12 protein-coding genes are annotated in these 13,051 nt (G+C 62.3%); 7 read left to right on the forward strand and 5 right to left on the reverse strand.

Translation table 11 applies throughout. From position 1 onward, the window contains the following. Nucleotide 1: 1 nt before the first annotated feature. Nucleotides 2-1,417: an acetyl-CoA carboxylase biotin carboxylase subunit gene (locus E2H86_RS05580; RefSeq protein ID WP_133325554.1), complete on the reverse strand. Its 1,416-nt coding sequence runs from the start codon at nt 1,415-1,417 to the stop codon at nt 2-4. A gap of 189 nt (nt 1,418-1,606) precedes the next feature. On the opposite strand from E2H86_RS05580, the gene E2H86_RS05585 reads away from it, so the two are divergent. Then, nucleotides 1,607-2,569, forward strand: a complete 963-nt coding sequence (locus E2H86_RS05585) for a LysR family transcriptional regulator (RefSeq protein ID WP_133325556.1) — start codon at nt 1,607-1,609, stop codon at nt 2,567-2,569. On the opposite strand, the gene E2H86_RS26180 is transcribed toward E2H86_RS05585, so the two are convergent. Next, nucleotides 2,511-2,729: a PA3496 family putative envelope integrity protein gene (locus tag E2H86_RS26180; RefSeq protein WP_133325558.1), complete on the reverse strand. Its 219-nt coding sequence runs from the start codon at nt 2,727-2,729 to the stop codon at nt 2,511-2,513. The two genes, E2H86_RS05585 and E2H86_RS26180, sit on opposite strands and share 59 nt — an antisense overlap. A 118-nt stretch (nt 2,730-2,847) precedes the next feature. Then, entirely contained in the window at nt 2,848-3,714 is an 867-nt protein-coding gene (gene hexR / locus E2H86_RS05595) for a transcriptional regulator HexR (RefSeq protein WP_003253273.1), read from the reverse strand. Nucleotides 3,715-3,817: 103 nt separating this feature from the next. Between hexR and zwf the strand changes: the two genes are divergently transcribed. From zwf to E2H86_RS05615, 4 genes are all read left to right on the forward strand, one after another. Further along, complete coding sequence (gene zwf, locus E2H86_RS05600; protein WP_133325560.1) at nt 3,818-5,260, forward strand: glucose-6-phosphate dehydrogenase; 1,443 nt, start codon at nt 3,818-3,820, stop codon at nt 5,258-5,260. 97 nt (nt 5,261-5,357) lie between these two features. Further along, nucleotides 5,358-7,544 (forward strand): DNA helicase II, encoded by a 2,187-nt coding sequence (uvrD, locus tag E2H86_RS05605; protein WP_133325562.1) that lies wholly within the window; start codon nt 5,358-5,360, stop codon nt 7,542-7,544. Between the two features lie 110 nt (nt 7,545-7,654). Then, nucleotides 7,655-8,509, forward strand: a complete 855-nt coding sequence (locus E2H86_RS05610) for a Tim44 domain-containing protein (protein ID WP_133325564.1) — start codon at nt 7,655-7,657, stop codon at nt 8,507-8,509. 114 nt (nt 8,510-8,623) lie between these two features. Beyond that, the gene (locus E2H86_RS05615; protein ID WP_133325566.1) at nt 8,624-9,031 is read left to right on the forward strand and encodes an SMI1/KNR4 family protein; all 408 of its coding nucleotides are present in this window, start codon (nt 8,624-8,626) and stop codon (nt 9,029-9,031) included. A gap of 46 nt (nt 9,032-9,077) precedes the next feature. Here the strand turns inward: E2H86_RS05615 and E2H86_RS05620 are convergent, their stop codons facing one another. After that, nucleotides 9,078-10,838, reverse strand: coding sequence for a cation:proton antiporter (locus E2H86_RS05620; RefSeq protein ID WP_133325568.1), 1,761 nt, complete (start codon nt 10,836-10,838; stop codon nt 9,078-9,080). 339 nt (nt 10,839-11,177) lie between these two features. Between E2H86_RS05620 and E2H86_RS05630 the strand changes: the two genes are divergently transcribed. Continuing rightward, nucleotides 11,178-11,663, forward strand: coding sequence for an acyl-CoA thioesterase (locus E2H86_RS05630; protein ID WP_133325572.1), 486 nt, complete (start codon nt 11,178-11,180; stop codon nt 11,661-11,663). On the opposite strand, the gene pdxY is transcribed toward E2H86_RS05630, so the two are convergent. Then, nucleotides 11,660-12,532 (reverse strand): pyridoxal kinase PdxY, encoded by an 873-nt coding sequence (pdxY, locus tag E2H86_RS05635; protein WP_133325574.1) that lies wholly within the window; start codon nt 12,530-12,532, stop codon nt 11,660-11,662. The genes E2H86_RS05630 and pdxY overlap by 4 nt on opposite strands. A 120-nt stretch (nt 12,533-12,652) precedes the next feature. Here pdxY and E2H86_RS05640 point away from each other — a divergent pair, with 120 nt between their 5' ends. Beyond that, nucleotides 12,653-13,045 (forward strand): DUF3301 domain-containing protein, encoded by a 393-nt coding sequence (locus E2H86_RS05640; RefSeq protein WP_133325576.1) that lies wholly within the window; start codon nt 12,653-12,655, stop codon nt 13,043-13,045. The last annotated feature ends 6 nt before the right edge of the window (nt 13,046-13,051 follow it).

Raw genomic sequence — 13,051 nt, forward strand, 5'->3', positions numbered from 1 at the left:
CTCACAGGCCTGCGTGGGCGGCGATGGCGGCGGCGATGGCCAGGGCCAGCTCTTCGGGTTTGCGCTTGATCGAGTAGTTGGTCAGTTCAGGGTGGCTTTCGACGAAGCTGGTATTGAACTGGCCGCTACGGAATTCCGGGTTGCGCAGGATTTCCTGGTAATAAGCGGCGGTGGTCTTCACCCCTTGCACGCGCATGTCGTCCAGAGCCCGCAGGCCGCGGTCCATGGCTTCTTCCCAGGTCAACGCCCAGACCACCAGTTTCAGGCACATGGAGTCGTAGAACGGCGGAATGGTGTAGCCGGTGTAGATCGCCGTGTCGGTACGCACGCCCGGGCCGCCGGGGGCGTAGTAACGGGTGATCTTGCCGAAGCTGGGCAGGAAGTTGTTCTTCGGGTCTTCGGCGTTGATACGGAACTGCAACGCATAGCCGCGGTGCTGGATGTCTTCCTGCTTGACCGAAAGCGGCAGCCCCGAAGCGATGCGGATCTGCTCGCGGACGATGTCGATGCCGGTGATTTCCTCGGTGATGGTGTGTTCCACCTGCACCCGGGTGTTCATCTCCATGAAGTACACCTCGCCATCGGCGAGCAGGAACTCCACGGTACCGGCGTTTTCGTAATTCACCGCCTTGGCCGCACGCACCGCCAGGTCGCCGATGTAGGCACGCTGTTCGGGGGTGAGCTGTGGGCTCGGGGCGATTTCGATGAGTTTCTGGTTACGGCGCTGAATCGAGCAGTCGCGTTCGAACAGGTGTACGACGTTGCCAAAGCTGTCGCCAAGGATCTGCGCCTCGATGTGCTTGGGGTTGACGATGCACTTCTCGAGGAACACTTCCGCCGAGCCGAAGGCCTTGGTAGCTTCGGAGATCACGCGAGGGAAGTTCTGTTCCAGCTCTTCACGGCTATTGCAGCGGCGAATGCCACGGCCGCCGCCACCGGAGGTGGCCTTGAGCATCACCGGGTAACCGATGCGGTCGCCTTCGCTCAGGGCTTCATGAATGTCGGCCACGTTGCCTTCGGTGCCTGGGGTCACCGGCACGCCGGCCTGGATCATGGTGCGGCGAGCTTCGGTCTTGTCGCCCATGCGGCGAATGACGTCGGCGGCCGGGCCGATGAACTTGATCCCGCGCTCGGCGCAGATTTCCGCCAGTTCGGCGTTTTCCGACAGGAAACCGTAGCCTGGGTGCAAGGCATCACAGCCGGTTTCCACAGCGAGGTTCACCAGCTTGCGCGGGTTCAGGTAGCCGGCCAGGGGCTCGGCACCGATGCTGTAGGCCTCGTCGGCACGCTTGACGTGCAAGGCGTGACGGTCGGCGTCGGAGTGGATCGCGACAGAGCGAATGCCCATCTCGGCGCAAGCACGCACGATCCGAACTGCGATTTCACCCCGGTTGGCGATCAGGATTTTTTTTATCACTGGAGTCTTCCCAAAGCCGTAGGAACAGACGAGCCGGTTCTACCGGTCGGCGCGTGACCAGACGTTGTCGGCCAGTCGCCCATTCAAGCTAGCGCCGATGGATGATAAACAAAAATCAATATTTGTTAGGGGCTGTATTAGCAAAAGCTTATAGTCTGGTTACAAGCTGTTGCCGGAGGGCGGGATAAAATGCGTAAGTCCTTGATGCGTATGACTTTACGTCAGTTGCAGATCTTCAACGAGGTGTGCGATCTGCGCTCGTACAGCCGTGCAGCGGAGGAAATGTCGCTCACGCAACCCGCCGTAAGTCTACAGATTCGCCAGCTCGAAGAGCTGATTGGTCAGCCGCTGTTCGAGTACGTGGGCAAGAAGCTCTATCTGACCGAGGCCGCCGAGGCCCTGCAGAGAGCCAGCCGCGACATCTTCGGGCGCCTGGAGAGCCTGGACATGCAGTTGTCGGATATGCAGGGCTCACTGCAGGGCCAGTTGAAACTGGCGGTCGAGTCCAGTGCCAAGTACTTCGTGCCACACCTGTTCGCCGCCTTCAAGCAACGTCACCCGGAGGTCAACCTCACCTTGACGGTGGTCAACCGCGCCCAGGCCATCCGCCGCCTCTCCGACAACCGCGATGACCTCATCATCATGTCCATGGTGCCCCAGGACATGGGCCTGGAGTTCTTGCCGTTCCTCAACAACCCGATCGTCGCGGTGGCCCCGCCCGATCATCCGCTGAGCAAGCTCGAACACCTGCGCTTGCAGGACCTGGAGCCTCATACGCTACTCGTGCGCGAACAGGGCTCGGGAACCCGCAAGGCCTGCGAGGAATACTTCAAGGACAAGCGCGTGCACTTCACCCAGACCTTGGAAGTGGCCTCGGCCGATGCCCAGCGTGAATGCGTGATCGCGGGGCTGGGCATCGCCCTGCTGACGCGCCATGCGCTGAACCTTGAGCTGGCCACCGGGGTGCTCAAGGAGCTGCCGGTGGAGGAGCTGCCCCTGTATCGCAGTTGGTGCGTGGTGCAATCCAAGGCCAAGCGGCAGTCGCCGGTGGCCTTGGCGTTTCTTGCGTTCATCCGCAGCGAACGTGCGATGATCAGTGGGCTTGTTGAGCGTTTCTCTGGGAAACTGCCGACGCTGCCCGCCACGCTGTGAGCTCCTGCAGCTCTGGGTAGTCGGCGAGATCGCGAAGCAGCTGGCGCTGGTCGCAATAGCATTCGATCGCGCGGCGATATTCCATGCGACGCTGGTCTTTTTCCTGTTGCTTGCGAGCCTTGGCGCTGGGTTGGTACGAACCGTCGAAGTCACGAGCCATTGCCTGTCTCCCAGAGAGGATGCGGGGAATTTCAGGCTGGCGCCGTGGGGTTACGATTTGGCTGTGAAAGGGTGACAAATCGATGAATTTGCGCTGCTAACTCCGGCCCAGACGCAAATCAGTCGTCTGTAGCCTTGATCGACTTGGGCGACAAACGCAGGCTGCGCAAGCTGCGCTTGACGCTCTTGAGGTGGTTGACCAGGCTCGGCCCGCGGGCCATGGCCACCCCCATTGCCAGCACGTCGATCACCACCAGGTGGGCGATACGCGAGGTCAGTGGGGTATAGATCTCGGTGTCCTCGTGCACATCGATCGCCAGGTTGACGGTCGACAGCTCGGCCAGTGGGGTCTGGCTCGGGCACAGGGTGATCAGGTTGGCACCGCTTTCGCGCACCAGGTTGGCGGTGATCAGTAGGTCCTTGGAGCGCCCCGACTGAGAAATGCACACGGCCACGTCGCCAGGCTTCAGGGTGACAGCCGACATCGCCTGCATGTGCGGATCGGAATACGCCGCCGCGCTGAGCAGCAGGCGGAAGAACTTGTGCTGGGCGTCAGCGGCCACCGCGCCAGAGGCACCGAACCCATAGAACTCCACGCGCTGGGCCTGGGCCATTGCACTGACCGCCTGCTGCAACGCCTGGGGGTCGAGATGCTCGCGCACCTCCATCAGCGTATGCAGCGTGGTGTCGAAGATCTTCAGGCTGTAGTCGGCGACCGAGTCGTCCTCGTGGATCGCGAACTGTCCAAAACTGGCACCGGCCGCCAGGCTCTGCGCCAGTTTGAGCTTGAGGTCCTGGAACCCCGAGCAACCGATCGCACGGCAGAAGCGCACGATGGTAGGTTCACTGATGCCCACGCTGTGCGCCAGATCGGCCATCGAACTGTGCATGACCGCAGCCGGGTCCAGCAGCACGTGGTCGGCGACTTTCAGTTCCGATTTGCGCAGCAGGTGGCGCGATTGAGCGATATGTTGCAACAGATTCACGGTCTGGACTCGGTTATGATCGGCTAGCCGGGATGTAGCTTTCTTGTAGTTATACTACATGGACGCCAACCCGCCCAGTTAAACGAACGTGGAGAGTGGTGGTTTGACTATTCCTTGCGACATTGTGGTCTTCGGCGGCACGGGCACCCTGGCCCTGCACAAGCTTCTGCCGGCGCTCTATCACCTGTATCGCGAGGCGCGCCTGAACACTGCCGTACGCATCATCGCTCTGGCCCGGCGCAACCTTTCGCGTGACGACTACCTCAAGCTCGCCGAACGACATTGCCGGGCACAGATCGCCCGCAACGACTTCGAAGAAGACGTCTGGCGGCGCTTCTGTGCACGGCTCGACTACTTCCCCATGGACGCCACGCAAAGCGCGGACTTCGGTCGTCTGGCGCGCTACCTCGGCGAGCCCGGCGGGCTGACCCGCATCTACTACCTGGCCACCGCGCCCAAGCTCTTCGTGCCCATCGCCAATCACCTGCGCATCGCCGGGCTGGCCGATCACGAAGCGCGCATCGTGCTGGAGAAACCGATCGGCCATTCGCTGGAGTCGGCAACCGCCATCAACGAAGCGATCGGCCTGGCGTTCGACGAACCCCAGGTGTTCCGCATCGACCATTACCTGGGCAAGGAGACCGTGCAGAACCTGATGGCCCTGCGCTTCGCCAATGCCCTGCTCGAACCGGTGTGGCGCAACGGCCAAGTCGACCACGTGCAGATCAGCGTCTGCGAAACCCTCGGCGTGGAAAACCGCGGTGGCTATTACGATCGAGCCGGTGCTACCCGTGACATGCTGCAGAACCACCTGCTGCAGTTGCTGTGCCTGGTGGCCATGGAGCCGCCCGCACAGTTCGAGGCCGAAGCGGTGCGCGATGAAAAGGTCAAGGTGCTGCGCGCGCTCAAGCCGATCAGCGGCCAGGACGTGCAGGACAAGACTGTCCGCGGTCAGTACGGTGCCGGCCACATCGGCGGCCAGGAAGTCCCGGCTTACTACTTCGAGAAGGACGTGGACAACGACAGCGACACCGAGACCTTCGTCGCGGTACACGCTCACATCGACAACTGGCGCTGGGCCGGCGTGCCGTTCTTCCTGCGCACCGGCAAGCGTATGGCGCGACGCTCGTCGCAAATCGTCATCCAGTTCAAGCCCGTGCCGCACGAGCTGTTCAGCGGCGGCCAGGTCAACCAGCTGCTCATCCAACTGCAGCCGGACGAGCGCATCAGCCTGCGTATGATGACCAAGAGCCCCGGCAAGGGTATGCGCCTGGAGCCGGTCGACCTGGACCTGAACCTGGCCCAGGTGTTCAGCCAGACGCGCCGCTGGGATGCCTACGAGCGCCTGCTGCTCGACGTGCTGGCCGGCGATTCGACGCTGTTCATGCGCCGCGACGAAGTGGAAGCGGCCTGGGCCTGGATCGATCCGATCATCCGCGGCTGGGAAGAACACTTCCAGCCACCGCGCCCCTATGCCGCCGGCAGCAACGGCCCGGAACAGGCCAATGGCCTGCTGACCCGCGACGGTCGCCACTGGCACAGCTGACCCGCGGTAGGCGTCCAGGCGACGGAAGGCAGCGATGGGGTGAACATTTATACAGTGGATGTTTGCCCCTTCACCCGCCTCGCCCTAGAATGGCGCGATGCACACAGATGACCTCTCCCTCCTGCTGAACTCCCTAAACGATGCCCAACGCCAGGCCGTCGCGGCCTCGCTCGGGCGTCAGCTGGTGCTTGCTGGCGCCGGTTCCGGTAAAACCCGCGTGCTGGTGCACCGCATCGCCTGGCTGATCCAGGTGGAGCAGGCCTCGCCGCACTCGATCCTGTCGGTGACGTTCACCAACAAGGCGGCGGCCGAAATGCGCCACCGTATCGAGCAACTGCTGGGGATCAACCCCGCAGGCATGTGGGTCGGCACCTTCCACGGCCTGGCGCACCGCCTGTTGCGGGCGCACTGGCAGGAGGCGCGGCTCAACCAGAACTTCCAGATCCTCGACAGCGACGACCAGCAGCGCCTGGTCAAGCGGGTGATCCGCGAACTCGGCCTCGACGAGCAGCGCTGGCCGGCACGCCAGGCCCAGTGGTTCATCAACGGGCAGAAGGACGAAGGCCTGCGTCCGCAGCATATCCAGGCCGGCGGCGACCTGTTCCTGGCCACCATGCGCAGCATCTACGAAGCCTACGAGCAAGCGTGCGAGCGCGCCGGGGTCATCGACTTCTCCGAACTGCTGCTGCGCGCCCTCGATCTCTGGCGCGACCACCCCGGCCTGCTCGAACACTACCAGCGGCGTTTCCGCCACCTGCTGGTCGACGAATTCCAGGATACCAACGCGGTGCAGTACGCCTGGCTGCGCCTGCTGGCCGGCCGAGATGGCGGCAGCCTGATGGCTGTGGGCGACGACGACCAGTCGATCTACGGCTGGCGCGGCGCCAAGATCGAGAATATCCATCAGTACACCGCTGACTTCCCCGATGCCGAAATGATTCGCCTGGAGCAGAACTACCGCTCCACCGGCGGTATCCTCAAGGCCGCCAACGCCCTGATCGCCAACAACAGCGGGCGCTTGGGCAAGGAACTGTGGACCGACCTGGGTGAAGGCGAGCCGTTGACCCTGTACGCGGCCTACAACGAGCACGACGAAGCACGCTACGTGGTCGAGACCATCGAGAGCCTGATCAAGCAAGGTAGTTCGCGTAGCGACATCGCCATCCTTTATCGCTCCAACGCCCAGTCGCGGGTGCTCGAGGAAGCCCTGCTGCGCGAACGCATCCCCTACCGCATCTATGGCGGCCAGCGCTTCTTCGAACGCGCCGAGATCAAGAACGCCATGGCTTACCTGCGCCTGCTCGAAGGCCGTGGCAACGACGCGGCCCTGGAACGAGTGATCAACGTGCCGCCGCGCGGTATCGGCGAGAAAACCGTCGAGACCATTCGTGAACATGCGCGCCACAGCCAGGTGTCGATGTGGGAGGCGATGTGCCAGCTGCTCGCTGCCAAGGCCCTCAAGGGCCGCGCTGCCAGCGCGCTAGGCGCGTTCATCGAGCTGATCGAGGGGTTGGCTGCCAAGGTCGCCGACATGCCGCTGCACACCATGACCCAGACCACCATCGAGCAGTCCGGGCTGATCATCTATCACCAGGAAGAAAAAGGTGAGAAGGGCCAGGCACGGGTAGAAAACCTCGAGGAACTGGTCAGCGCGGCACGCAACTTCGAGACCACCGAGGAAGACGCCGAGCTCTCGCCGCTTTCGGCATTCCTCGGCCACGCCTCGTTGGAAGCGGGCGATGCCCAGGCCGACGAGCACGAAGACAGCATCCAGCTCATGACGCTGCACAGCGCCAAGGGCCTGGAGTTCCCGTATGTGTTCCTGGTGGGCATGGAAGAAGGCCTGTTCCCGCACAAGATGAGCCTGGAGGAGCCCGGCCGTCTGGAAGAGGAACGCCGCCTGGCCTACGTGGGCATCACCCGCGCCATGCGCCAGCTGGTGATGACCTACGCCGAAACCCGTCGCCTGTATGGCAGCGAAATCTACAACAAAGTGTCTCGTTTCGTACGCGAGATTCCGGCTGGTCTGGTGCAGGAAGTACGTCTTTCCAACAGTGTCAGTCGACCTTTCGGCGGTGCCAAGGCCACCACGAGCAACCTGTTCGCCAATGCCAATATTCCGCAGACCCAGTTCAACCTGGGTCAACGGGTGCAGCATGCGGTATTCGGCGAGGGCGTGATCCTCAATTTCGAGGGTTCTGGCGCCCAGGCACGGGTCCAGGTGAACTTCGCCGAAGGCAGCAAGTGGCTGATGCTCGGGTACGCCAAGCTCGAGGCCATCTGAACCCTCTGTAACATTCAGGCAAAAGCTCGAAACACTATGTCGCTGGTCATGTGCCCAAGAACCTGGGCAACATGACGCGCGTGCAATCCACAACAGGGGAAATCCCATTTATGCAACGTTTTCTTAGCATCGCACTGGCGCTCTGCGTCGGCCTGACGCTGAGCCTGGACGCCAACGCCAAGCGTTTCGGCGGCGGCAAGAGCTCGGGCTCCGCGCCTATCCACCAGACCCGCCAGGCTTCGCCAACCACGCCGGCTGCCGCGCCAACCGCGCCAGGCCGTGCCCCGGCCGCCGCCAGCGGTGCTTCGCGCTGGCTGGGCCCACTGGCCGGCCTCGCCGCCGGTGGCCTACTGGCCTCCATGTTCATGGGTGACGGCTTCCAAGGCCTGCAGATCATGGACTTCCTGATCGTCGGCCTGATCGCCTTCCTGGTGTTCCGCTTCATCGCCGCGCGCCGCCGCCAGCAACAGCCGCAAATGGCCGCTCCAGGCCACGCACCGTTCCAGCGTGAAGCGCACGGCCAGCCTGCTCAGCCGTCGATCTTCGGTGGCGCGGCCGCACCTGCCGCCAGCGCTGCCCCGGTCATCAACGCGCCGGCCTGGTTCAACGAGCAGAGCTTCCTTGCCGCTGCCCGCAGCCACTTCCAGTCGCTGCAGCAGCACTGGGATGCCAACGAGATGGATAAGATCGCCGAGTTCGTCACCCCGCAGATGCTCGAGTTCCTCAAGCGCGAGCGTGCCGACCTGGGTGACGGCTTCCAGTCCACCTACATCGACAACCTCGAAGTGCAGCTGGACGGCGTCGAAGATCGTCCGGACCGTACCGACGCCACCCTGACGTTCCGTGGCGTGTCGAAGACCTCGCGCTTCGACCAGGGTGAAGTGTTCAGCGAAAGCTGGCACATGGTTCGCGCCCAGGGCGAGAACCAGCCTTGGCTGGTCGCCGGTATCCGACAGAACGGCTAACCGTCGCACGTTGTCGAACGAACCCCGGGCTTGTCCCGGGGTTTTTGCTTTTGCCAGAGCGCGCTACTAGGGTATAACGCGCAGCGTTGTCATCAAGGTCAGAGGATGTGAACCGTGGAAGAAGTGATCGAACAACTCCGGGAAGCCAACGAACCGGTGCCGGTGCCGCTGGAGCTGCCCGACGAAGACTTGCTGGTCGAGATCGAAGAACAGCTGTTCATCAACATTCCGTTCGTATTCAAAGAGTTTCTACTGACGGTCAGTGACGTCGTGTACGGTTCGCTGGAGCCGGTAACCGTCACCGACCCGCAGTCGCATACCTATCTGCCCGAGGTCGCCGCCAATGCCTGGGATGCCGGTGTGCCCCGTGAGCTGATTCCGCTGTGTCAGGACGGCGACAACTACTACTGCGTCGAGGAAGATGGCACCGTGGTGCTGTGGGACGCCGACGACGAAATCGTCGGCGAGGACAGCTGGGAATCGGTGTGGCACTGGGCACGGGATGTGTGGCTGGAGAGCTGATGGTCTGCCTGCAGCGGCCCCCTGGCAACAGGGGGACCGCCGTGGATCAATGCGAATGATCGCGGTTGTTTTCCAGCGTCTCGAGCAAAGCGATCTGCATGCGTGAGTGCACGCGGATGAACCAGCGCCACAGCAACGCCACCACCACAGCCGCGACCACGGCGATCACCAGCAGCAGCTCGCTGGTGGGCAGGATGCTGGCCGACAGCGCCGACAACAGCAGGAAAATCACCAGCAGCGACAGCAAGGGAATCACCTCTGCGACCACCCGCCGTACCCGCTGGGTATGACGCCCCGCCATCTCCGGCTTGACGCCCATTTCCGCCAGCAGCATCGACAGCGCCTTGAGCTTGCGGTACGCGGCGATCAGGAACGGCAGCGACAGCAACAGCGCCGCCCCCCAGATCAGCGCTTTCTGCTGGCTGGTATCACTGACCCAGTCACTGAGCCAGATGCCGATACGCCCGGCGAAATACCCACCAGCGAAGAAGATGGCGATCACCAGCGCCAGATTGACCCCTACCTGCAGCAAGATTCGTCGGATCATCGCCGCCAGCATCGCGCCCTCGCCTTGCGGCTGGATGCTGCGCAACCATTCGCCGTACAGCGACAGCACTCGCGCCAGGCGACCCGGCACCACTTTGCCAAGCTTGATCGACAGCGGATCGGCGGCACGGATGAGGTATGGCGTCAGCAACGTGGTGATGGCCGACACGGCCACCGCGACCGGGTAGAGGAAGTCGCTGGTCACCTGCAAGGTCATGCCCAGTGCAGCGATGATGAAGGAAAACTCGCCAATCTGTGAAAGCCCCATGCCCACGCGCAGTGAGGTTCGGCCATCGTTTCCGGCAATGAAGGCACCCATGCCGCAGGACAACATCTTGCCCAGCACCACTGCCAGGGTGATGACCAGGATCGGCCAGGCATAGTCGAGCAGCACCTGAGGGTCGATCATCAAACCGATGGCGACGAAGAAAATGGCGCTGAAGAGGTCACGCACCGGCTCGATCAGGCGTTCGATTTTCAACAGCTGACGCGACTCGGCCATGATCGCACCGATCAGGAAGGCGCCCAGGACCATGCTGTATTCGAGCTTGACCACCAGCAGGCAGAAACCGAAGCACAGGCCCAGGACGGTGATCAGCAGCATCTCGTTGCTTTCGAACTTCGCCACGTAGGCCAACAGCCGCGGGACCAGCAGGATGCCGATGACCAGCGCGACGATCATGAACAGCGAAAGCTTGCCCACGGTCGAGAACACTTCGCCGGAACTGACCGTACCGCTGACCGCGATGCCCGATAGCAGAGCGATGATGCCGATGCCGAGTATGTCCTCGACGATCAGCACGCCAAAGATGAGCTGGGCGAAACGCTCGTTTTTCATCTTCAGGTCATTGAGCGCCTTGACGATGATGGTGGTCGAGGAAATTGCCAGGATCGCACCGAGGAACAGCGAGTCCATGGTGGTCCATCCGAACCAGCGGCCTATTTCGAAGCCCAACCAGATCATCAGGACGATTTCCAGAAACGCCGCAATGAACGCGGTAGCGCCAACCCTGAAGAGCTTGCGTAAGCTGAACTCCAGACCCAGGCAGAACATCAGGAAGATCACCCCCAGTTCGGCAAGGATCTTGATGGTGTCTTCGTCATGGATGAGGCCAAACGGCGGGGTGTGCGGGCCGATGATGAAGCCTGCCACGATGTAACCAAGGACGACTGGCTGCTTGAGCCTGTGGAAAAGCACCGTCACCACCCCTGCAACCAGCATGATCACGGCCAGATCCTGAATGAAGCTGATGGCATGCATGGCGCGATACTCCTTGTGTCGAGGCCCTGGGCAGTCCGCTGCTCTGCCGAGCGATCCCGTACGAGCAGCTAGTACTTGGTGTATTGAGTGCAGCGAAGCCCATGTTGCATGGGCGTACTCAGGGTAACATCGCACCTCGCCGGCGAAAGGTGATGCAATATGTAGAAACAGATCGGCAGGAAAACGGCCAAGCGAGGCGACGTTTTTATCCTGCAGCGAAGCGTGACGATGGAGCGTCAGCCAACGTCCCGTACCAGGAAGGCAAAGATTTCGAGAGGGGAAACAGAAGTGTCCGAAGATACCCGCCCCGATTCAGCGCAACCTCACCGTGAGCACACTATGGAACCTGGAAACGCCCAGCTGACCATGACCGTCCTGATGACCCCGGACATGGCCAACTTCTCTGGAAACGTGCATGGCGGCACGTTGCTCAAGTATCTCGATGAAGTGGCCTATGCCTGTGCCAGCCGATATGCCGGCAGCTACGTAGTCACCCTCTCGGTCGACCAGGTGATCTTCCGCGAGCCCGTGCATGTCGGCGAGCTGGTGACCTTCCTGGCGTCGGTCAACTACACCGGCAACACCTCCATGGAGGTGGGCATCAAGGTGGTGACCGAAAACATCCGCGAACGCTCTGTGCGCCATTCCAACAGCTGTTTCTTCACCATGGTTGCGGTCGACGACAACCGCCGTCCGGTTGCGGTGCCGCCGCGTCAGCCACAAACCAGCGAAGAAAAGCGCCGCTTCCTGCAAGGTCAACAGCGCCGCCAGATCCGTCAGGAGCTGGAACAGCGCTACCAGAACCTCAAGACCGACGCGATCTAGACCGCCAGGCGCTGTGCTTCGAAACGCACCCGCGGATGGGCGATTCGGTCGTGAGCCCTGACTAGCTGCAATTCGTAGCTGGCGCAGGCCTGGGTCTCCAGCAGCACTTCGTGCACCGCGGCCGCCGTGAACTCGAACGCCTGCTGCCAGCTGTCGCCCAGCAGCACACGGCCAAGGAACAACCCAGAGGTCAGGTCACCCACACCGACCGGCTGGCGCGGGAACGCCAGCAACGGTCGACGCAGGTGCCAACTGGCCTCGCGGGTTACCAGCAGCATCTCGAACTGGTCCTCGCCACGCCCCGGATAGGCAAGGTGCTTGACCAGCACCACCTGCGGCCCGCGCTCGAGCAGCGAGCGGGCCATGTCCACGCAATCCTCCAGCGACTGCGGCTCACGGCCACAGAAGCTGTCCAGCTCCAGCTGGTTGGGGCAGAGGATGTCCGCCTTGGCCAGGGCCTCGTGGAGCAGGAAGTCACTGACCTCCTGTGGCACGATGCATCCCTTCTGCGCATGCCCCATGACCGGGTCGCACAGGTACAGGGCCTTGGGGTTGACCGCCTTGATGCGCTCGACACCTGCCAGGATCGCCCGTCCTTGTTCGGCGCTGCCCAGGTAGCCGGACAGCACCGCATCGCAATGACCCAGCTCGCCGATGTTGGCAATGCCTTCCACCAACGCAGGAATTTGCGCCGGAGCGAGCACTTCGCCAGCCCACTGGCCATACTGAGTGTGGTTGGAGAACTGTACGGTGTTGAGCGGCCACACGTTCACCCCGATCCGCTGCATGGGGAACACCGCGGCGCTGTTTCCGGCGTGGCCAAACACCACGTGGGACTGAATCGCGAGCAGGTGAGGGGTACGTTTCATGTGGGAAGATTCCAAAGCTGTTTCAAGAGTTGTGCGCGGTGCAGTATGAACGCGATCGCCACCTGTACGACAGGCCAGGGACGCAGTTAAGCTGGATCAACCTGTTTGGAGCATATGCAAATGTTGACCCTGGAAAACCTCTTCGTCCTGATGCTGGTGGCCACGGCGGGTGCATGGTTATGGCATAACCACGGGCTGCGCGAAAAGGCCCTGGAGCGGGTCAAGCAGCATTGCGCCAAGCTCGACCTCGAGCTGCTCGACGATGCCGTGGCCCTCAAGCGCATCGCTTTCGTGCGTGATGCCAAAGGCCGCAAGCGTCTGGCGCGCATCTATGCCTTCGAGTTCACCGTCACCGGTGAGCAGCGTCATCCAGGGACGGTGACTCAGTTCGGTGCCCATAGCGTGCAGATAGAGCTGGCGCCCTACCCGTTCGAGATCAAGACTCCGCCCCGTGCCGGCAATGTGATCGAAATGCAGCAGTGGCGGCAAGAGCACAACCGCTGGCATAACTGAGAAGTT

It is taken from the genome of Pseudomonas putida (assembly GCF_004357765.1).
Classification (GTDB): domain Bacteria; phylum Pseudomonadota; class Gammaproteobacteria; order Pseudomonadales; family Pseudomonadaceae; genus Aquipseudomonas; species Aquipseudomonas putida_U.